At 43.5% G+C, this 20,400-nt stretch carries 20 protein-coding genes; 7 read left to right on the plus strand and 13 right to left on the minus strand.

Going from position 1 to position 20,400, the window contains the following annotated elements; all coding sequences use genetic code 11:
* Positions 1-110: 110 nt before the first annotated feature.
* The 3 genes from FM019_RS10765 to FM019_RS10775 are packed head-to-tail and all read right to left on the minus strand — an operon-like array spanning position 111 to position 2,460.
* Entirely contained in the window at positions 111-605 is a 495-nt protein-coding gene (locus tag FM019_RS10765) for a CinA family protein (protein WP_143835944.1), read from the minus strand.
* A 14-nt stretch (positions 606-619) separates the two neighbouring features.
* A complete protein-coding gene (locus FM019_RS10770) occupies positions 620-1,183 on the minus strand; it encodes a carboxymuconolactone decarboxylase family protein (protein WP_143835945.1) in 564 nt (187 codons plus the stop codon).
* The gene (locus FM019_RS10775) at positions 1,180-2,460 is read right to left on the minus strand and encodes a GGDEF domain-containing protein (RefSeq protein WP_143835946.1); all 1,281 of its coding nucleotides are present in this window, start codon (positions 2,458-2,460) and stop codon (positions 1,180-1,182) included. Before FM019_RS10775 ends, FM019_RS10770 begins: the two co-directional genes overlap by 4 nt.
* A gap of 360 nt (positions 2,461-2,820) precedes the next feature.
* Here FM019_RS10775 and FM019_RS10780 point away from each other — a divergent pair, with 360 nt between their 5' ends.
* Positions 2,821-5,634, plus strand: coding sequence for a TonB-dependent receptor plug domain-containing protein (locus FM019_RS10780; protein ID WP_143835947.1), 2,814 nt, complete (start codon positions 2,821-2,823; stop codon positions 5,632-5,634).
* Positions 5,635-5,778: 144 nt separating this feature from the next.
* Here FM019_RS10780 and FM019_RS10785 read toward each other — a convergent pair whose 3' ends face one another.
* From FM019_RS10785 to gpmM, 4 genes are all read right to left on the minus strand, one after another.
* Positions 5,779-6,711: a DUF808 domain-containing protein gene (locus FM019_RS10785; protein WP_143835948.1), complete on the minus strand. Its 933-nt coding sequence runs from the start codon at positions 6,709-6,711 to the stop codon at positions 5,779-5,781.
* Positions 6,712-6,735: 24 nt separating this feature from the next.
* Positions 6,736-7,524, minus strand: coding sequence for a divergent polysaccharide deacetylase family protein (locus FM019_RS10790; protein ID WP_143836142.1), 789 nt, complete (start codon positions 7,522-7,524; stop codon positions 6,736-6,738).
* 141 nt (positions 7,525-7,665) lie between these two features.
* The gene (locus tag FM019_RS10795; protein ID WP_313901690.1) at positions 7,666-8,802 is read right to left on the minus strand and encodes a murein hydrolase activator EnvC family protein; all 1,137 of its coding nucleotides are present in this window, start codon (positions 8,800-8,802) and stop codon (positions 7,666-7,668) included.
* A gap of 18 nt (positions 8,803-8,820) precedes the next feature.
* A complete protein-coding gene (gene gpmM / locus FM019_RS10800) occupies positions 8,821-10,353 on the minus strand; it encodes a 2,3-bisphosphoglycerate-independent phosphoglycerate mutase (protein WP_143835949.1) in 1,533 nt (510 codons plus the stop codon).
* Between the two features lie 206 nt (positions 10,354-10,559).
* Here gpmM and FM019_RS10805 point away from each other — a divergent pair, with 206 nt between their 5' ends.
* From FM019_RS10805 to gpsA, 4 genes are read left to right on the plus strand one after another with little or no spacing between them, the layout of a single operon-like run.
* On the plus strand, positions 10,560-10,985 hold the full coding sequence (locus tag FM019_RS10805) for a rhodanese-like domain-containing protein (protein WP_143835950.1): 426 nt from the start codon (positions 10,560-10,562) through the stop codon (positions 10,983-10,985).
* 15 nt (positions 10,986-11,000) lie between these two features.
* On the plus strand, positions 11,001-11,258 hold the full coding sequence (grxC, locus tag FM019_RS10810) for a glutaredoxin 3 (RefSeq protein WP_143835951.1): 258 nt from the start codon (positions 11,001-11,003) through the stop codon (positions 11,256-11,258).
* 29 nt (positions 11,259-11,287) lie between these two features.
* Positions 11,288-11,791, plus strand: coding sequence for a protein-export chaperone SecB (gene secB, locus FM019_RS10815; protein WP_143835952.1), 504 nt, complete (start codon positions 11,288-11,290; stop codon positions 11,789-11,791).
* A gap of 12 nt (positions 11,792-11,803) precedes the next feature.
* Positions 11,804-12,817 carry an NAD(P)H-dependent glycerol-3-phosphate dehydrogenase gene (gpsA, locus tag FM019_RS10820; protein WP_143835953.1) on the plus strand — a complete coding sequence of 338 codons (1,014 nt, stop codon included), beginning with the start codon at positions 11,804-11,806 and terminating at the stop codon, positions 12,815-12,817.
* Between the two features lie 61 nt (positions 12,818-12,878).
* Here gpsA and trmL read toward each other — a convergent pair whose 3' ends face one another.
* Positions 12,879-13,343 carry a tRNA (uridine(34)/cytosine(34)/5-carboxymethylaminomethyluridine(34)-2'-O)-methyltransferase TrmL gene (gene trmL / locus FM019_RS10825; protein WP_143835954.1) on the minus strand — a complete coding sequence of 155 codons (465 nt, stop codon included), beginning with the start codon at positions 13,341-13,343 and terminating at the stop codon, positions 12,879-12,881.
* A 138-nt stretch (positions 13,344-13,481) separates the two neighbouring features.
* Positions 13,482-14,102 (minus strand): 23S rRNA (uridine(2552)-2'-O)-methyltransferase RlmE, encoded by a 621-nt coding sequence (gene rlmE, locus FM019_RS10830; protein WP_143835955.1) that lies wholly within the window; start codon positions 14,100-14,102, stop codon positions 13,482-13,484.
* Positions 14,103-14,340: 238 nt separating this feature from the next.
* On the opposite strand from rlmE, the gene FM019_RS10835 reads away from it, so the two are divergent.
* Positions 14,341-15,087 (plus strand): TrmH family RNA methyltransferase, encoded by a 747-nt coding sequence (locus tag FM019_RS10835; protein ID WP_143835956.1) that lies wholly within the window; start codon positions 14,341-14,343, stop codon positions 15,085-15,087.
* A gap of 37 nt (positions 15,088-15,124) precedes the next feature.
* Here FM019_RS10835 and FM019_RS10840 read toward each other — a convergent pair whose 3' ends face one another.
* The 3 genes from FM019_RS10840 to FM019_RS10850 are packed head-to-tail and all read right to left on the minus strand — an operon-like array spanning position 15,125 to position 18,227.
* Entirely contained in the window at positions 15,125-16,120 is a 996-nt protein-coding gene (locus FM019_RS10840) for an alpha/beta fold hydrolase (protein WP_143835957.1), read from the minus strand.
* Positions 16,121-16,134: 14 nt separating this feature from the next.
* The gene (locus tag FM019_RS10845; RefSeq protein WP_143835958.1) at positions 16,135-17,535 is read right to left on the minus strand and encodes an ATP-binding protein; all 1,401 of its coding nucleotides are present in this window, start codon (positions 17,533-17,535) and stop codon (positions 16,135-16,137) included.
* Positions 17,532-18,227 carry a response regulator transcription factor gene (locus FM019_RS10850; protein WP_143835959.1) on the minus strand — a complete coding sequence of 232 codons (696 nt, stop codon included), beginning with the start codon at positions 18,225-18,227 and terminating at the stop codon, positions 17,532-17,534. Before FM019_RS10850 ends, FM019_RS10845 begins: the two co-directional genes overlap by 4 nt.
* A gap of 206 nt (positions 18,228-18,433) precedes the next feature.
* Between FM019_RS10850 and FM019_RS10855 the strand changes: the two genes are divergently transcribed.
* Positions 18,434-19,225, plus strand: coding sequence for a Spy/CpxP family protein refolding chaperone (locus FM019_RS10855; protein ID WP_143835960.1), 792 nt, complete (start codon positions 18,434-18,436; stop codon positions 19,223-19,225).
* Between the two features lie 287 nt (positions 19,226-19,512).
* Here FM019_RS10855 and FM019_RS10860 read toward each other — a convergent pair whose 3' ends face one another.
* The gene (locus FM019_RS10860) at positions 19,513-20,283 is read right to left on the minus strand and encodes a hypothetical protein (protein WP_143835961.1); all 771 of its coding nucleotides are present in this window, start codon (positions 20,281-20,283) and stop codon (positions 19,513-19,515) included.
* Positions 20,284-20,400 lie beyond the last annotated feature (117 nt).

The raw sequence follows: 20,400 nt of genomic DNA on the forward strand, positions 1-20,400 counted from the left end.
TAGTATTCAAGAAAATCTATGGTGAGAAGTATACTGTATGATTATACAGTTACAAGTGCAGTTTTCACTTTTTTTAAATAATTCGTGTTTGTAATTTACTAAGATTCTGATTACTTTGAATTTTCGATTTGTTCAATTATCTTGCCCAAAGCGAAATCAATCGCTTGTAATCGAATCGAACTACGATCCCCGTCAAATATTACGTGTTTAGTAAGGATATTTCCGTTCACAAAAAAACCAAACCAAACTAAACCAACCGGTTTTTCTGCAGAGCCACCGCCAGGACCAGCTATGCCGCTGATTGATACTGCAACATCTGCACATGCCGCCTGTGCGCAGCCTTTTACCATGTACTCGACCGTGGCTTGAGACACAGCGCCATCTTCATTTAGCGTTTTGACTGGGACGTTAAGCATCTGCGTTTTAGCCTCGTTGCAATAGGTAACATAGGATTGCTTAAACCAACCAGAGCTGCCCGCCACACTGGTTATTGCGTAGGCAAGGCCACCGCCCGTACAGGACTCAGCGCAACTAATAGATAAATTTAGTTGGTCAAGCAATTTGCCAAGTCTTGCAGCGAATAGAGTAGTCTGGGCGTTCAACATGTAATGAAAATTTCCTAGTCACGAGGTGCAATAATACCCTGATCAATCGGTAAAGCGGCAGCAAAAGTGTAAGTATTAAACATTTGGGCAATAGACACAGCGGTGAATATGTCCATAATTTGCAATTGATCAAAATCGACTTGCTTTAATCGGTTTACCATATCTTTTTCGACTACACATTTTTTCAAACTTAACTCAACGGCTACTGCCACAGCCACTTGATAGGATTCTGGTAAAATGCCGTTGGACTGATGGGTGGCGATTTTTACTAAATCATCAAAACTTAAGGCCTCAGTAAGTCGCAAAGCATTACTGGCATGCAACTCTATGCAGTAGGGTGCGTGTCTGTGGTGGGCAATACTAAAATAAATTAACTCTAATAATAATGTCGATACTCTTCCGCCAAAAGATACCGACTTAAACATGTTCCAAAAACTTTCGAGTATTTCAGGGGATTCACCAAGATGTGTTGCCCAATTGGGCAATTTGGTTATATTCAGAGATTGTAAAATATCATCATATACACACTTCAGTTGACCTTCGGCCTCATGATAAGGAATACAATTGTAGTTACTCATTGATCACCCACATAATTTACCTTTACTGCGGTTAAATTTGCGTCTTTTTTCGACTTTTTATTGCGATACATTCGTTGATCTGCAAGGGCTATCCACTTTTCAATATCATTTTCAGCTTCGCTTAGTGAGGCAAAACCGATACTTGCATTGACTGGGTATTGCATAGCGGTACGAACACGATGAATGGCTTTGCTAAACCGACCAATAAGAGAGCTGATAAAGGCAGGAGTACTTTGCGAAAAAATCACTGCAAATTCATCGCCACCAATACGAAATGCGTGATCATCTTGCCTTCCGATTTTATCCAGTTCCGTTGCCATCAAGCGAATGAATTGATCGCCTGCGTTATGGCCGACATTATCATTCAGCGGTTTTAGTCCGTCTAAATCTATGATGGCGATTGTCCAGTCGTGGGCACGTTGCAGATGTTGGGTAGATTCGACGTAATTCAGGATACTGTCATAGGCCAAGCGGTTGCCAATGCCGGTCAATGCATCCACTTTAGCTTGTTCTTGTACTTCTTTGAGTTGGCTTTTAGCGTTATGCAGTTGAAAGTGGGATGCCAGCGCCAAAGTTGACACACTTATAACATCTTCGGCCAGCGTAAAATCAACATCCCGTTTATCGTGCATCACCATAACATGTCCCAATGGCTGATTATCAGCACCACGATAGACAAGACCAGCATAAGTTTTGGCGCCCATTTCATGCAAAGATTGATAATTCGGGAAGGCCGCTAGAACGTCAGAAAACAATGTAAAACTATTGGTATCTACGACCATCTCGCAAGGTGTACCGACAATATCGTATTCGGTTTCTTGCATTTTTTCATGGTTATCTAAAAAGGTAAGCACTTCCAAGCGATGTTTAGATTTAAATCGCGTGATCGCCACCCATCTCCAAGGCAAACATTCGGAAATAGCTTCGGCGGTCGCCGCATAAATATCGTCAGAATGTTTCATTGCCTCTGACAACTTGCGCAACGTCACCTCTGCAATTGAGTTTTCTTTGTCTGTATCATTGACGATAAACGCGTAACCATTTGCAAATTCTGCAAAACGTACCAACCTGTTGTTTACCCAACAATGCTTTAGGGCCTTTGTCTTTCTATTCGCCCACTGCTGTAGCATGTCTTGTTTAAAGTCAGAACCCATTGCGACAAAAATTGAATTTGAAAAAACTTCATTGTCATCCGTATCAAACACGCATACAGGCTCGTGCAGATGATTAAACAATTGTTCGTACAAGGAAACGGTGGCAACCAACTTTTCAGACATAATTCGCCAATTCTTGAAATCTGAGGTATTCAAATCCTAGAACACAACTGGACTTGTTTCAAAATGTTCCGCTAACAATGCCTCATCAGCCTGTATTTTTTAAGTTTGCGGTGGTCGACAGTATATTTGCGACGAGCTAAACCGGTTATCAATGAAAAGTCTCCGTTTACAGAAACAATTTGTTGCATACTCCCCCATTCAACCGGGATTTCCACTATTCAGTCACACCTATCCTGCAGTTCAAATAAAGCGACTAGTGTCAAGTATTCAATCCAAATTACCCTGCCTTTAGGCACAATTTTTTGCCTTAAAATAAAAAATCATCGTTGCTATTTTAAAGCGACGAGCAGGGAGATAAACATGTTTAAAAACAATCGAATAGCTAATTCGGTGAAATGTGCTTTGCTTTTGGCAGCAGGTTCATCATTAGCCTTCACATCCAATATTACAATGGCACAAGAAGCTGAGGATTCAGCAACTGTGGAAAAGATATCGGTAACTGGTTCACGGATTAAGCGCGAAGACTTAGTTGCTACCTCTCCAATTAATATAATTGATGAGGTGGCCATAGAAATAAGTGGTGCGAATAATGTTGCCCAATTCCTGAATGAGCTTCCGTCTGCAGGTATCCCAGGTACGACAGATTCCGCTTCTAACTTCAGAACCACCACATCAGGGATCAACACGGTAAACTTGAGAAACTTAAACTCTAACCGCACGTTAGTGTTGGTCAATGGCCGACGCCATGTTGGGGGTAATGCAGGATCTCCAACGGTCGACGTATCCATGATCCCGGTTAACTTGGTTGAACGAGTGGAAATTGTAACAGGCGGTGCTTCGGCGGTTTATGGTTCAGAAGCTATTACCGGTGTTATCAACTTCATCATGAAGGACGACTTCGAGGGCATAGAAATTACCGGCCGCATGGGTGCTTCTGACTTAGGCGGTGCTGACGAGACCGATTTTACCCTGACAGCTGGGGGTAATTTTGATGACGACAAAGGCAATGCAGTCATTCACTTGAGTTATAGTGACAGAGGGATACTGAACTCTCGTGACCGAGAATTATCAGCCAATGATGCAACCAATAGTACCTTTGGTCCAAAGGGAAATTTCTTTGTACCTGGCACAGGTTTTGTTACACAAGATGACAATACTGGACTCTGGGATAAAAACTTCGTTGCAGCGGAAGATGGTTTTAACCGTAACCAGGTAAGGATCATTCGTGTACCGACGACGCGTACACAATTTAGCGCCAACGTCACGTACGAAATTAACGAGCACTTTAATTTTTTCAGTGAGTCTACCTACGTCGAATCGCAAGCAGAGTCTCGATTGGAACCATCCATTGTTGGTGACTTTGTATCAGTAGGAAATAGTGTTTCGAACATTCGTATTCCTATCGAAAACCCATTCATCCCACCAGAATTACTTTCTGCCGTTCAAGCTGCAAGTCCGGGGGCAACTGAGATACAAATGTTTAGACGATTTGTGGAACTCGGCCCTCGTACCAGTGATGTGCAGCGCAAAGTGTTCAGAACGGCAATAGGATTGGAGGGGATCATCAATGATGATTTCGATTATGAAGTGTATTACCAATACGGAAACTTCGGCCAAGATCAAACCAATGGTGGTGTATTTAATACACTGAACTTCTACAACGGACTCCGAGTAGAAGACGACGGTGCAGGCGGGTTCCAATGTAGTGATTCTTTTGCCCGTGACCTTGGTTGTGTGCCGATCAATGTATTTGGGGCAGGTTCTATAAGCGGCGCTGCACTTGACTGGGTTTCCGTTGACAGTCAATTAACCTCTCGTATGGATCAACAAACCTTTGGTGCGACGATATCTGGGGTTGCCTTCGAGCTTCCCGCGGGTGATGTTGGTATTGCTTTTGGCTATGAATGGCGAGAAGAAGAAAGTAAGTTCAATTCTGACTCTCTTGCTCAATCCGGACTAACGTCTGGCAATACAACGCCTAACACTGTTGGCGAATATGATGTTAATGAGTTTTTTGTTGAAGCAATAGTACCTCTTATTGCTGATGCTCCTTTTGCACATTATCTCGGTTTAGAACTTGCCTATCGCACGTCTGATTACAGCACCATAGGTTCAGCGAGTACCTACAAAGTATCGTTAGATTGGTCTCCAATCGAAGACTTGAAAATACGTGGTGGTGTTTCAACTGCAGTAAGAGCCCCTAACATCGGTGAGTTGTTTAATCCTGGAAGTGAAACGTTCCGAAACTTTGTTGATCCGTGCGCATTTGGCGGTCAGGGCGGTACGAGTTCAACCGGCGAAACCTATGAAGCGCAATCCGCTACCGTTCAAGCAAATTGTGCGACGATCAATGGCACCGCTACCTTGGATCCCTTCGGCTTGAACATCCGCAGTGCTGGAGGCTTGTCAGCAGGCAACCCCAATCTTAATGAAGAAGAAGCAGATGCGACAACCATAGGATTTGTATATACGCCTTCTGATCTGGAAGGATTCAGCTTTACTGCGGATTATTACAAAATCACTATCGACAATGCGATCAATAGTTTTACTGCGCAAACTACCGTTGATCAATGTGTGCGCCAAGCTAACTTTCCAAACAATCCATTCTGTAGCTTGATACAGCGAGATCCCAATACTGGATTGGTCTTACGTATTAATGCATTAGCAATCAACGTAGCAGAGTTCGAAGCATCGGGGGTTGATTTCACAGCGGACTATGCATTTGATCTGGGTCCAGGTAATTTGCGCCTTGGGGTAGTGGGCAACCACTCTTTGTCGAACGATTTCTTACCTTTTTCCGGCGGTGAAACGGTAGACAGCCAAGGCGAGATAGGGGCTCCAGACTGGAAAGTAAATCTTAATGCCACCTACCTGTGGGATGAGTTTATTTTCTCTTGGTCCACCCGTTATCTCGATCGAGTGTTTGTTGAAAATGACCAAAAAGAAAACTTTGGCGAAATTGGTTCTTATGCCTACCATGATTTCCAGATGCGCTATGCCTTAGGTGAAAATGGAAACTATGAGTTATATGCAGGTGTCGATAACATCTTCGACAAAGAGCCTCCTTTCTTAGGTCAAGGTGTTCCTGGTGACATTACAGGTACTAATACGGCTTCCGATGTGTATGACGCGATTAGACGTTACTACTACTTTGGATTCCAAGTTAATTTCTAAGTGTGTGTCCTGAAGTTGGGTTAACCCAACGCTTAAGTGTTTCCCCAGCCTTAGTGCTGGGGATTTTTTTGAGAGATTCCCGATAAGAGCGCTCGGGAAAGACGTTGTGTTGAGGGATTCCCCAAGCACCGAAATCAGAACAACCTATTTTCTAACTTTGTTAACACCCATCACCAAAGCCAGCACAGCGGCGCCAGCAACCACGCCGGCAACACCATCAAACAGAATTGGTATAATAGACTGCGACCAATTTCCTATCATTTGATTAAACCAAGCAGCAAAATCTTGTGAAATGTGATGCAAAAAAGGCACACTGTGCACTAGGATGCCGCCACCTACTAAAAACATTGCTGCGGTGCCCACGATCGACAGCAGATGCATTAATTTGGGTGCAATAATTAGAATACTGCGCCCCAACCAACGTTGAAAACCATTAAACCCGCCTGATACAGATTTGCGCAAAAGATACAAACCAGCATCATCCAGTTTAACGATTCCGGCAACCAATCCGTACACGCCAACGGTGAAGAGAATAGCGAGACCCGACAGCACTGCGATTTGTGTAGTAAAAGGTTCGCTTTGTACTGTGCCTAATACAATCACAATAATCTCTGCGGAAAGGATAAAATCGGTTCGGATTGCACCTTTAATTTTATCGTTTTCCATAGCGACCAAATCAATCTGATGGTCAGCGACAGCCTTGAGTTTTTTGTCATGTTCAGATTTCAATTCGGCTTTGTCATGCAAAAACTTATGCATGATTTTTTCGAAGCCTTCATAACTCAGAAACAAGCCACCTATGACCATTAATACAGTGATCATCACTGGCAAAAAAGCACTAATTAACAGCGCTGCAGGAACTAAAATTAATTTATTAAGAAACGAGCCCTTGGCAACCGCCCATACGACAGGTAACTCTCTGTCTGCTTTTACACCCGAAACCTGTTCGGCATTTAGCGCTAAATCATCCCCTAGAACGCCTGCAGTTTTCTTCGCTGCGACCTTAGACAGAACGGCAACATCGTCCAAAATAGTGGCGATGTCGTCAATTAAAGCGAGCAAATTTGCAGCAGCCATAAATATCCTTTTTTGTTGGTGTATTTAATCTAATTCAGCTTTTTGTGGATCCATTTTTGAAGGATTTAGTGCCATATCTTGCAGTCGCAACAAATCGCTGATGGGACTGAGTTGCACGCCCTTGGATTCGATGTCTACCAGCGCCTGTTTTAGATATTCAATTGTTTGTGGATAGGGATGGCCAATGCCAACAGCAAAACCGTATTTTTTTGACAATCTAATTAAGCGTTGAAACTGTGCGTCTATTTGTTCCATTCGACGATCATGGTCTAAAAACACATTTCGTTTAATGCTCAAAACACCATAATCGCGAGCAATACTTTCAGCTTTGCTATAACGGGTTGTGCGACTGTCGACAAAAAACAGTTCATGCTGAATTAGAAAATCCATCGTTGCATGCATGGGATAAGTTAACTGTGTGAGTTTGCTCCCCATGTGATTATTCACGCCAATCGCATCAGGTACAGTCGCCAACGCTTGTTTTAACGTTTGTTGCAACATGGCCTGAGACATATCAGCGGTCAATGCACCGGGCCCTAGTTGATTCCCTCCCAAAGATTCCATAGGGATGTGTAACATCACCTCACGCCTTTGGCTTGCCGCTCTGCGTGAAAATCGTTCAGAGAGGTGTGTCATAGGTAGAATCGAAAAAGCCACTTCAGCGGGTAGTTCAAATGCTTGCGCATCGCGCTTGGTGTTGCCCATATCGTCAATGATAAGCGCGATTTCTGCAGCCTGTGAGCTCCAACAAAAAGAAAGGACACTTAGGGTAACTAAGCATTTTTTTAGTATAGATATAGGTAATATTCGCACGGACGTATTTGTATAATTATTATAGTTATCTGACAAGTTGCGCTTATATACTTGAGTATATCCAACACGTTGTATATTACTAGAGCGCGTTTAGCATTGTTGGTTTATTTTGCAGCGAATTGAGTGGTTTTTGGTATTAGCCTACAACTTAAGCCACTTGGCCGGGTCAATAGGTTTACCTTTATGACGAATTTCAAAATAGAGATTTGGAGAACTCTGGCCTCCACTTTGCCCGACCAACGCGATGGTTTCACCCGATTGCACATCATCACCGACATTTTTTAATAACGCCTGGTTGTGTCCGTACAAGGTCATATAACCGTCTCCATGATCAATGACAGTCATTAAGCCGAACCCTCTGAGCCAGTCGGCATAGAGTATTTTTCCATCATGAACAGCGCGAACAGGTGCCCCTGTATTGCCATTAAACAGTACGCCTTTCCATCGGATCTGGCCTTGTCGAATTCGGCCAAACATCTTCCGAATACGCCCTTGGGTTGGCAATAACAATGCTCCCCGTAAAGAAGCCAGGCCGGTCAAATTGACAGGTCTTTGCTGCGCTTCCTGCTGCGCCTCTTCGATAGCTTTGAGTAGTGCTTGTTCGTTTATCTGTAATTGCTCAATTTGAGCCGCTTCAGAATCAATTTGTTGTTCAATTTGTTGCAACGTCGACTTGCGTAAGCCTTGCTGTTGCACCAATTGCGTGCTTTGCTGTTGTTGGGTTTTCTCTAGTACAGTGAGTTCTTGTTGTTTTTGTGTCAGAGATTCACTCACTTGTTTGAACTGAGCAACCAAAGCCCTGAATTGATCGATTTGCTCTTTTCGCGCTTTTGATAAGTACTGGTAGTAACTAAACGTGCGTTCAAGTTTAGATGCGTCTTCTAAATTGAAGAGCATTTTTGCAAAGTCATAGTCGCCACTCATGTACATGCTTCGGAATTGACTAGAAAGTGCTTGCTGTTGATTTTTCACATCCGCTAAAAGACGCTCTTGTTCTTCGGTTAACTCGGATTGTTGCTGCCGATTTGAGGTCAGTTCTTGACGGGTTTTATCCAACTCTTTAGCGGTTCGCGAAATGTTCAGCTCTGCGGCTTTGAGTTGCGCTTGCAATTGCTTGGCACGGGCAAGTTGTTTTTCAATTTGCTCCTGCTTTTGTTTGATTTGCTGCTGAATTTCTTTGAGCTCTTCGTTTTGCTGGGCATCAACGGGATGAAATAAAAAAAGCGCTGTTAAACACAGCGCGATAGATTTCACAATGAATGTTCTGCCTAAGATCAAGTCGGGCTCCAGATCAGCCTATTTTAGGGTAACTATGGGTGTGCCTGTCATTTCTTGAGGCTGCTCCATTCCCATCAAATGTAACATGGTCGGTGCAACATCACTCAAGGTTCCACCTGTACGAGTGTCGGCATCACGGCCAAAATAAATAAAAGGCACAAGTTCACTGGTATGCGCGGTATGCGCTTGACCCGTCGATTCATCAACCATTTGCTCAGCGTTACCATGGTCAGCGGTGATCAAACATTCACCACCCACTTTAGCTAGTGCCTCAGTCACTCTGCCTATGCAGTGGTCGACCGCTTCAACGGCTTTCACTGCCGCTTCATACACACCCGTGTGTCCAACCATATCACCATTTGGATAATTGCACACAATGACATCGAATTTGCCCGACTCGATGGCCTCTACCAATTTGTCTGTCAATTCTTCAGAATTCATTTCAGGTTGCAGATCATAAGTCGCCACTTTTGGTGACGGTATTAAGATACGCTCCTCACCTTCGTATACACTTTCACGTCCACCGCTATAAAAGAAAGTTACGTGAGCGTATTTTTCTGTTTCGGAAATACGCAACTGGGTTTTATTATGCTGTGCGAGCCAATCCCCCATTACATTAACCAAGGGTTGAGGTGGATAGGCTGCGGGCGCGTCGATAGAGTCAGCGTATTGGGTGAGCATGACAAATTCAGCAAGCTTAGGCACCCGTTTACGCGTAAATCCATCAAAATCAGTGTCTACAAATGCACGAGTGATTTCTCTAGCTCTATCGGCGCGGAAATTCATGAATATGAGTGTGTCATTATCGTTAAGTGTCACTGCATCACCGATGATGGTTGGCTTAACAAACTCGTCGTTTAGTTCTCGTGAATAAGAGGCTTCTAAGCCTTCAACAGCACTGGCAGCCTGAAACTCAGCCTGCCCTTCACAAATCAAATTGTAAGCCATTTCAACACGTTCCCAACGCTCATCACGGTCCATGGCGTAGTAACGGCCGACCAAAGAGGCGACTTTGCCTACACCTAAATCGGCAAATAAAGCATCGGCTTTTTGTAATGATGATTTTGCACTTTGCGGAGGCGTATCTCGACCGTCAAGGAAGCAATGCAAATAAATTGCTTTTGCACCTTTGTTTGCCGCCATCTTTATCATTGCAAAGATATGATCTTCGTGGCTGTGTACGCCACCTGGAGACATCAGCCCCATGATATGCACGGCGTTATCAGTTGCCACGGCTTTATCTACCGCAGCAGACAAAACTGGATTGGATTCAAATTCTCCGTCAGAGATGGCTTTACTGATCCGGGTAAAATCCTGATACACCACTCGACCCGCACCCAAGTTGACATGACCCACCTCTGAGTTGCCCATCTGTCCTTCGGGCAATCCCACATCCAACCCAGACCCCGAAATAAAAGTACTGGGGTAGTTGGCGGTGAGTTTATCTAAGACTGGCGTGTTAGCGTTAGCAATAGCGTTGTTATGAGTGTCTTCTCTGTGTCCCCACCCGTCCAAAATTAAAAGTGCTAGCGGCTTTTTCGCGTCAGTCATACATTGCTCCAATGATAGATTTCAGTAATTTTCTTACAGTTTATCCTGTGCAATTGTTCACTGCCAATGGCTTTGTGTAGGAATTGTCCATCATTGTCGCCATAAGTTATGTCTTTCTTGTCGTTTGAAGGTGCTCTGGGACTGGTTTCTGTGTCGATTTTCTATATACTTTGCACTCTTTTTTTGTGCCAAGGGGTCATGTAGTAATGGATCAGTTAATTGAATTTGCAGGTAACAACCCGATTTTGTCCGCTGTTTGGGCAGGATTAGTGGTTGCGTTGGTATACAGTTACATCGCTGGCGCATTGTCAAAAGTGAAAGAACTTAGTACCCACGAAGCCACAATTTTAATGAACAAGGAAGATGCCTATGTTTTGGATATTCGTCCAGCGGCGGAATACAAGAAAGGCCATATCCTCGGTGCCAAACAATTAAAACCAGAGTTAATTAATCAGGGCGACTTTAAGTCACTTGAAAACAGTAAAGATAAACCCATAGTAGTAGTTTGTGCGATGGGTATGAACGCGAAGAAAACGGCAAATGCCATGATCAAAGCAGGATTTCCTAACGTGTCGGTTTTAAAAGGCGGTATGAATGCCTGGCAAGGCGCCAGCTTACCTGTCTCGAAGTAATTTGGAAGGCTGAAGATGAGTAAAGTAGAAATTTTTACTAAAGGTTATTGTCCCTACTGCCAACGAGCAAAGGCACTGCTGGAACAAAAAGGCGTTGAGTACATAGAATTTCCAATTGATAAGCAGCCGGAATTACGTGACACCATGATAGAAAGAGCAAACGGCGGTTATACTGTCCCGCAAATTTTTATCAATCAACAACACATTGGTGGTTGCGACGACATGTTCGCACTCGAATCACAAAATAAATTAGATAAATTACTCGGCGCATAAGCCGGGAAAAGCATAGGATACAAGTTAAAATGGCTGAAGAAAATCAAGCAAACGCAGCAGGTGCACAGGCTAATCAACAAAATGCACAGTTTGCAATTCAACGTATTTATACCAAAGACATCTCTTTTGAAACGCCTAATTCTCCGGCTATTTTTAAGAAAGAATGGACACCAGAAGTTAAATTGGATTTAGACACTCGTACTGTTGAAATCGAAACCAACCTGTATGAAGTAATTCTTTCTGTGACGGTGACCGCCTCTATCGGAGAAGAGACTGCATTTTTGTGCGAAGTACAACAAGCAGGTATTTTCTTGGTTGGTGATATGCCCGAAGCAAATAAAGCGCACACGCTTGGCTCTTTCTGCCCCAACACGCTGTTCCCTTATGCCCGTGAAGCTATTTCAAACTTAGTCAATCGTGGTACTTTCCCTCCGTTGAACCTTGCGCCAGTTAATTTTGATGCGATATTTCAACAGTACATGCAAAAGCGTGCAGAACAGCAACAAGAGCAAGCACCTAAGCTAGACGCTTAAGGTTTTGTCACTGTGAAGCAACTCGATTCACAAAGCGTAACAGTATTGGGGGCGGGGTCTTATGGCACCGCCCTTGCTTTTTGTCTTGCTCGTAATGGCGTGACAACCTATTTGTGGGGAAGAGACGCTGAGCAAATGGCAGATATGGCCACATCCAGGCAAAACGCCCGTTACTTACCTGATGCCACCTTTCCTGAAGACCTTGTTATAGAATCAGACTTAACTGCGGCGATTGCTAAAAGCCAAGATATTTTAGTTGTCGTGCCGAGTCATGCGTTTGCACAAACTCTTGATGCTATCAGACCGTTATTGCAAGAAGACCATCGTTTGATTTGGGCAACAAAGGGATTGGAGCCTCACACCGGAAGATTGCTGCAAGAGGTTGCAATCGAAAGACTTGGCGAAACGATGCCAATGGCTGTACTGTCAGGGCCAACCTTTGCAAAAGAAATGGTTGCTGGCTTACCTACCGCGATTTCGTTGTCGTCTACAGACAATCTTTTAGCCGAGCAATTCACTGACAAACTTCATTGTTCAAAGAGCTTTCGTGTTTATCGCAACAACGACTTTATTGGCGTTCAGCTGGGCGGAGCAGTGAAAAATGTTATCGCTATAGGTGCTGGGCTTGCCGACGGACTGGGATTTGGCGCCAATGCCAGAACCGCTCTGATCACGCGAGGTTTAGCCGAGCTAACGCGTCTTGGCCTTAAGCTCGGTGCAAAACCAGAAACCTTTATGGGCATGGCTGGGCTCGGCGATTTAGTTTTAACCTGCACAGACAATCAGTCTCGTAACCGACGTTTTGGCTTAGCGCTCGGACAGGGGTTGAGTGTAGACAATGCTATCGAGAGTATTGGGCAGGTTGTAGAGGGCTACCGAAATACGGAAGAGGTTAAAATTCTGGCAGACAAATTTGATATTGAAATGCCAATCAGCGAACAGATTTTTCAAGTTCTTTATGAGAATAAACCTGCCAAAGAAGCTGCCTTCGCATTGCTAGGGCGTCAACCTACCAACGAAAGCTGATAACGATACCCCACCATCAAATAACATGTTTGTGACGTAGGGTTAGTGTTTTAACCCTGTGTTAAATCGCGCCTTCAAAATCAAGTTGACGCCAAGATTCATACACAAACACGGATACCGCATTCGACAAATTCATGCTGCGACTATTGGGCAACATAGGGATCCGCAGACGTTGCTGCTCAGGCAGACTTTCGATGATATCGTTGGGCAATCCCCTAGTCTCAGGTCCGAACAACAAGGTATCGCCTTTTTTAAAACTGACCTGCGCAAAATTAGCAGTGCCCTTGGTAGTGCAGGCAAAAATCCGACTGCCTGCAAACTGCTCTTGATAATCTTGCAACCTCTTGTGACGCGTTACTTCTGCAAACTCATGATAATCCAACCCAGCGCGACGGATTTTTTTGTCTTCCCAATCGAACCCCAAGGGTTCAATCAAGTGCAATTTAAATCCAGTGTTAGCACAAAGACGGATAATATTGCCAGTATTGGGTGGGATCTCAGGTTGGAAAAGAACAATGTTTAGCATAGTGTCTTAAAAAAATAATAACTTGGTAAAAGTGTACCAAAAAACAACCAGCCCGAGACAATTTGTTTGCCTCACTAAGACGATTAGCTTTATTCGTGAATCTCAATAATGCGTTGTGCTAACCAGCATAACTTCGATTTAACCTTTAAAACCCTTACCAACAATATACACTTCCCGAGATCGTGGGCGGGACGCTGCAGGTTTGCGAACCAAAACTTTGTTAAAGGATTGGCGTACGTCTTTAACATACTCTTCATAACCAACACCTTGAAAGACCTTGGCGCAAAAGCTTCCCCCAGGTTTTAGTACATTGCGCGCCATATCCAAGGCGAGTTCAACGAGATAAATTGAGCCGTATTGGTCTGCGGCATTCACACCACTAATATTGGGTGCCATGTCAGAAATTACCACATCCGCTTTAGCCCCTTCCAGAGTACTGAGAATTTGTTCGTATACCGCTTCTTCGGTGAAATCACCCTGGATAAAGGTGACACCCATTATGCTGTCCATGGGCAAGATATCTGATGCGATGACAGTGCCCTTTTCACCAACTAAAGGCACCACAATTTGCGACCAGCCTCCGGGGGCAGAGCCCAGATCCATGACCGTATCACCCGGACGGATTAATTTGTCTTTTTCATTAACTTCAATCAGTTTATAGCTAGCCCTTGAACGATATCCGTCAATTTGTGCCTTCTTTACATAAGGGTCATTTACGTGTTCGTCCAGCCATTTTTTACTGGTTTTTGATCGGGCCATGGATTAAATCTGCTTTTCATTTCGCTAAAACGGTGCTTATTGTAAGCTTGCGCTAGGTATTTGCAAATTTCAGGTAGGTTTTATAGGGTTTAGCCCTGACTTGGATTGGGCTTACCGTTACAATCTTGTGCAACAACGCCATTCCTATTGAATATTAGATTGAGATTTATATGACGTACTCTGTATTACTGGATTTGCACAAAACGCGGTTAAAAACAGACCATGTGAGCAATGCGCAATGAAATTTGAAGAAGTTAAAAAACTCAATCAAAAAAAGTACCGGTCTCAGTTTGGCTATTACCTTATTGAAGGTGAACATTTAGTCCTCGAATTGCAAAAAGCCGCCGCCAATCAGCGTCAGATAAACAATATCTCGCTTTACGTCACTAGCGATTATCAGCAATGGGCGAGCCAGTTAACAATGGATTGCACGGTATCTGTGATTAGCAACAAACAGATGAGCCAATTGAGCAATACAAAAACGCCCCAGGGGATTGTTGCCTGTGTTCCTCTGCCAGCTCTGCAATCGCAAAAGCCGGTTAACAAGCAAAACGAGCGTTGCATTTACCTGCATGAAGTTCAAGACCCTGGCAATCTGGGTACAATTATTCGAACTCTGGCCTGGTTCGGTGATTTTCGTCTGTTGCTCAGCGCCAATAGTGTGGATCCGTTTAATCCCAAAGTTGTTCGTTCAAGCATGGGGGCAATTTTTCATGTGCCTATCGAACTGGATGTCGCCTTAGATGATTTGCATACACGATTTAGTAAATTTGCTTACCTTGATATGCATGGAGCCAAAATTAGTTCAGAGGATTTTGCCCACTATCCTTGCTACTTATTTGGTAATGAGGCTCGCGGAGTGCCTGCGGAGGCTTTAGCAAGATTTAACGCTGACGCTTATACTATTGAAGGCAGTGGTAAAATCGATTCACTTAATTTGGCCAGTGCGGTCAACATTTGTGTCTATCAATTATCGAAAGGGTAGTAGGTGCACACCCAGGAAAGTATGCAAAGAGACGCGCTCAGGGATTAGTTTCTATAAAAGTGAGTATTTCCCGAAGGCATTCATCTCGAGTTTCTTCAAGTTCCATGAACAACTCATGTCGCGCATTTTCAAGGTAAACATGTTTACAGTTGGGTAACTTAGCGACCATTTTATCCTGCCGACAATTATCAACCACCTTATCATCACCAGCCTGCAGCAATAGCACCGGGCTGACAATTGAATCAGCGTTTTGATAAATTAACGACATTGCGCGGTATGCTTCAAACAGCCACTTACTTGTCACTCCGCCCAGCTTAATCGAGGGGTTTTCTTCATACTCAGCTCTGAATACTTTGTACCGTGTTTCACTTCGGGTCAGCACATTTTTATTGAAATCTGCGGGCATATAATCACCCTGCCCCAAGAAATACCAAGGCTCCTTAGACAGTGCTTTGTTGCATAGCATATGAAAGCTTAACAGCGCATAGGCAATGACGTTAGGTAGGGCGGGCCGAATGCCAAACATGGGCGCTGACATGACGCATTTTTCAAAATCATCGGGATGTTTAATCAGATAAAGACTAGCAATCGCTGCGCCCATAGAATGACTAATTAAAATTGGCTTGGTTGCACTTTTTGGCGCAATGACGCGATCGAAGAAGATTTTAAAATCAGATACGTAGTCGTCAAAACTGGCAACATACCCTTGCTGAGTGTTTGCAGTCATTCGTCCCGATAAACCTTGTCCTCGATGATCATGAATAAATACCGAGTAACCGGCGTTATAGAGATTAAAAATCAGTTCTTTATATTTGAGTAGGGTTTCTATTCGCCCAGAAGAAATAGCGATTGAACCACGAGCATTAGGGTGAAGCACAAAGGCATAAGCAATCTGAATATTGTCTTTGCCAGAAAAATAGCCGTTGACTACTTGCTCGCGCCAAAAGGGCTCAATGTATTGCTGAAAACGGGTATCAAGCAATGATTCCGTCTCTTTCAGCTCAACAATGTCGTATTTCCTCGTTGCAATCACAGATATTCTCTAATTTAAACTTGGTTGATGGGAATAGTAACCACCACTTCAAAACCATTATTCACACAGTTTTGCGCTTTGATGTCTCCACCATGCAACAAAATAGCTTGTTTGACGATTGCTAAGCCTAATCCCACTCCTCCCGTTTCTCGGGTTCGAGAAGTAGACGATCGGTAAAAAGGCTCAAACATTTTTGTGAGGTCAGCCGAGTCTACGCCTGCCCCATCGTCTTTTACACGAATAACTAGTTTAGCTGTTTGCTGCTCAAATGACATTTCAACTTTAGTCGAAGAATATTTGAGTCCGTTATTTAATAGGTTACGCACGGCACTAGCGAGTAATTGCGGATAACACGACAGTCTTAGCTGGGGAATATCTTGCACATCCAAATCTTTACCTAAATTTTGTGCTTCAAAGCGACAATCATTGCACACAGGCTCTAACACACTCGCTAAATCTACCTGTTGTAAATCATCCACTGGCACATTCGCTTCCAGCCTGGACAGTTTGAGCACCTGTTCAATCATGTGGTCAATTTGGGTCGCTTCTTTTTCGATTCTTTGCAACTGCTTAATAATGTTGTCCGGGATAGTATCTTGATTATTGTGGGCGATTCCGATGGCTAACTGCAATCGCGCTAAAGGTGAACGAAGCTCATGAGAAATATCAGCAACAAGACGTTTCTGACCGTCAATCAAGTCACTCAAACGTTTTGTCATTTGATTGAAGCCTTTACCCAAATCACCTAATTCGTCACCGCGCACTGAGGCAATATCCTCTTGTTGTGAAAGATCGCCTTGAGCCACTTTCTTGGCACTTTTTTGCAACGACCGAATAGGCTTAACCAATGTCCAGGTAAACATTGCACACAACGCTGCGCTGATAACTAGCGCAATAGTGGTTAGCAATACGGGATTAGCTCTGGCAAGTTGACGAATGGATCCTGTAGGTTTAGGGCGGCCGGCAAATAGCGCATAGTTTTTACCATTGATGACCATTTTTTGTGGCCCGAAAAAAACTCCGGCCGAGGTGTCAATTTTGTATGCCTGTTGTTGTTCAATGAGATCAAGAAAGGGGCCTTTCAACGGGCCTAAACGTCTTGGAAAGCCATAGATAAATTCTCGACTTTGTTGCTCGATCAATAATAACGCTAATTTGTCCCGTTGCCCTGCTCTTCTGAGTACCAAAGACAAATTTGCATCTGGCCTGCGCTGCGTAATCACCCTTATTCGAAATGCGATTTGTTCAATTTGCGCCGCATGTTCAGCTTGAATCGGGCGAACCGAGTAACTTCCTGATACTTGCTTTGCCGTCCACGCCCCTATCAGTACCAACAATATAGCCGCTAGCCAAAACCACAAAAAAATCCGCCCAAATAAACTGTTAATGGGGTTAGCTTTTTTTACCCAATTCACGTGTGCGCCACAAACAAATAGCCTGTGCCTCTGACCGTTTTGATTTTTTCTAGCGTTGAATGTTCGGCCAATTTGCGCCTAATGTTACTCAGGTGCATATCGATACTCCGGTCAAATGCCATCAGTTTTCTACCCATGACTTTTTCACTGATATCTTGTTTACTGACAATATGCCCACTATTGATCATTAATAAATGCAGAATTAAAAACTCGGTTGCCGTCATCTCAATGTTGATGTTTGAACAACTGACCGATTGCGTCGACGGTGTAATTGTCAGGTCATCAATTTGAATTTGTTGTTGAGAACTGCTTGCAGGAAGATAATCCATTCGGCGCACAATGGCTTTGATTCGGGCTGACAATTCTCGGTGATTAAATGGCTTGGGCAAATAATCATCAGCCCCCAGCTCCAACCCAAACACTTTATCAAAATCATCACCTTTAGCCGTGAGCATCAACACAGGAGTCAAGTGACTTTGTCGAAGACGTTTGAGCACTTCAAAACCATCAAGTTTGGGCAACATCACGTCTAACAGGATCAGATCGTAATGGTTATGACTGGTGGCTTTGTTTAACCCCTCTTCACCATCGTGTGCCAAATCAATTTCATAACCTTGAGGCGTGAGATATTCACACAATAAGGTTGTGAGTTCTTTGTCGTCATCAATGATCAGCAGAGTCTTTGTTTGCATAGTTTCTTTTCTTAAAGTTTTAACACAGTTTAAGTGAGTGCTCTTTTTGCTTGAAGTGCGCCAAACACTCTTTACACAAGCTTTACACTCGCCAGACACTTCTTTGCACTGACTTTTCTATAATCCTCATCAATGAATAAAGCCGTCGCCATTGCCACGTTATTTCCAATGGCTTCGATTACCGATAGGTCAATTTTAAGGATACTATGATGCAGACAAAAACACTTTTCCAGCGTTCATTACTAGCCGTTGCGACAGCAGCATTAATAACTTCGCTACCTGTCATTGCCCACAATGCTGAACAACCACCAATGAAAAAAATCCTTAGACAGTTGGATTTAACCGACCAACAGCGCGCTCAAGTACGAAATTTAATGCAAGAAGTTCGCAGTGATGCTCAAACAGTGCATCAGGATCAGGCGTTAATTAAAGAGCAACTAAAGAACGCGATTCAAGCGCAAAACTGGAATGAAGAGGTTGTCACTGCACTAATTTTGCAAAAGCAAACAGCCAAAGAAAAGTTAGCACTTACTCGCGCAGTCAGCCAAAACACGCTTTGGAATCAACTAGATGATCAACAACAAGAAAAGTTCGAAAGCCTTGTAGATAAACGTCAAAAACGCGATCGCAATCGAGCACCTTTGCGTCGTTTTGAACCACTAAATCTTAGTCAAGAACAGTATTCAGAAATTGAAGCGCTTATCAATCGCCAAAAGGAACAGATCACAGAACAACAAAAAGTGAGCAAACCGTTTCGTAAACAACAAGTCGAGCTAATCCAAGCAGATGATTTTAATCAACAAGCATGGCTAGCGTCTCATCAAACCATGCAGAGTATGCAATTAGAGTTGGCCGTTAATGTTGCCCATACCCGCCACAAAATATGGAATATCCTGACGCCGGATCAACAGCTCAAAATGCAAGAAGTGGCGCAAAAACGCCAACAAAAAATTGAAGATAAAAAACGTAAGATGGAACAACGGAAAGGCAGGATGTAAGCTTGCCTTATTGCGTTGCATGTTCATCAATCTAGAGTCATGGCGAAGGGAAACTGTTGGCTCTTTACCCGAGCGGCCTAATCTTTCGAGAACGGGTCGTTGGAGGTTTTAGCATTCTGATTTATTCAATTGGGCGGCGAGACGATATTCACCCGAAAAAAAGCGTTTTTTTAGCAGTAGAAAGCAGGATTATTTTAGGCTGACTAAAATCAAGTGTTTTGACACCTTGACTCTAGTATAAAAGTAAAAAGGGAGGCTTAGCTCCCTTTTTACAAGCAAGCCAGTGATTACACTCGCTTAAATCTGCGCATTGCTAATAAGGCTATGGCCAATAAGCTAATTGAAGCGGGTTCTGGTACCTCTACCGCGTTTAAGGCAATCTCGCCACCGAAATAATTTCTTTGGGTTAAACCGCTAACGACGAATGAGTCGAGGGTATTCCCATTTCTATCGAACTGGATCATGCCTAGATTCACACGGTTATAAGCCCAAAAGGTATCGCTTGCGCTCTCATATGCTAACCCAACCAAAGACCCAGTTAAATCAAAGCTTCCCAATAGGTTACCAGACAAATCATAGTTAGAAATTGTGGAACCGAAAGTCGATATAAATAAGCTATCAGTAATAGGGTCGTAAGAGATTCCAGAGCCCGATTCGGTTAAATCAAAAAGCACACGTTGATTTGACCAATCTTCGTTAGCGACGGTAACAGAGTTAACAACGCCGCAGCACTCAACCCCATAATTCACTCCTATGCCAGACGCACCATCGAGTAGTTGAGAAAAAGCATTACCACCAACCGACGTATTACCCGTAGCATTGCCGGCCAAATCATACTCAGTTGCACCATTATCATCACGGTGACCCAACCATATCGTATCTCTAACAGAGATTGGATAGCCGAGATTGAAGGTGGTGTACTCATTAACTACACTCGTGCCTTGGATCTCTACCAAAATACTGGCATCACCATCAGCAAGGAAGTAGCTTTGCAATAAACCAGCATTCGCAAAACTCATGGTCAAAAAGCACGATAGACCTAACAGAAATTTTTTCATTATTTTTTGTCCTTTATAATCAGTAAATTCATAAAAGAATCATTCTGATTATTGGATCAGCACAAACAATGCCATTCCGTAACCAATTGATTTAAATGCACAAATTATTTCACGAAT

It is taken from the genome of Aliiglaciecola sp. M165 (genome assembly GCF_007197995.1).
Taxonomy (GTDB): Bacteria; Pseudomonadota; Gammaproteobacteria; order Enterobacterales; family Alteromonadaceae; genus Aliiglaciecola.